The 973-nt window shown below is 53.0% G+C and carries 2 protein-coding genes; both read left to right on the top strand.

Going from position 1 to position 973, the window contains the following annotated elements; genetic code table 11:
- The coding region (locus D1841_RS17555; protein ID WP_160644955.1) for a ParB/RepB/Spo0J family partition protein at positions 1 to 812 on the top strand (812 nt) is incomplete at its 5' end.
- A gap of 11 nt (positions 813 to 823) precedes the next feature.
- Positions 824 to 973: DUF5720 family protein (locus D1841_RS19425; RefSeq protein WP_237076458.1), on the top strand; the 150-nt coding region annotated here is incomplete at its 3' end.

The following is a 973-nucleotide window of genomic DNA, read 5'->3' as shown; positions in this document are numbered from 1 at the left end:
TCAAGGGCCACCCTTTCAAGGTCAAAGATGATGATGCCATGATGGAAACAGCGGACAGCATCCGGCAGTACGGCGTTCTGGTTCCGGCGATTGCCAGACCCGACCCCAGCGGCGGCTATGAGCTGGTAGCCGGACACAGGCGGCATCGGGCCAGTGAACTGGCAGAGAAAGAAACCATGCCGGTGATTGTCCGGGATTTGGACGATGACGCCGCCACGATTATCATGGTTGACAGCAATTTACAACGGGAAAGCCTGCTCCCCAGCGAAAGGGCTTTTGCCTACAAAATGAAATTGGAGGCCATGAAACATCAGGGAGAACGCATGGATTTAACTTGTGCCCAAGTTGGGCACAAGTCCGATGGAAAGAAATCAAGAGATATTTTAGCAGAACAGGTAGGTCAAAGTCGCAATCAAATTCAGCGGTATATTCGTCTGACCGAGTTAATCCCCGAACTGCTGAACATGGTGGACGAAAAGAAAATTGCCCTGAACCCGGCCTATGAGCTGTCCTTTCTCAAAAAAGAAGAACAGACCCAGCTTTTGGACGCGATGGACAGCGAACAGGCCACCCCCTCCCTTTCCCAAGCCCAGCGGCTCAAGAAATTCAGTCAGGAGGGGCATCTGTCCATAGATGTAATGCGGGCGATTATGGGCGAGGAAAAGAAAAGCGATCTGGACAAGGTGACGTTTACCTCCGACACCCTGCGGAAGTATTTTCCCAAAAGCTATACCCCTGCCCGGATGCAGGAAACCATCATCAAACTGCTGGAACAGTGGCAGAAAAAGCGTCAGAGAGATCAGGAACGCTGAAAGGAGCGCCTATGAGAGATCACGTTGCCAGGGAGTTAAAGGGCCACAACATACTGGCTGTGGAACGGTTTCAGGATAAGACCTGCTGGATGGTGGAGTTTTCCGTCCTGCGGCCCCGCACCGCCTACGGCGCACCCGGCGATGAAACGCGCCTGTTTCTG

The sequence above is a fragment of the Neglectibacter sp. X4 genome (genome assembly GCF_009917365.1).
GTDB lineage: Bacteria > Bacillota > Clostridia > Oscillospirales > Acutalibacteraceae > Acutalibacter.
This window is presented reverse-complemented; position numbering and strand designations above follow the sequence as displayed.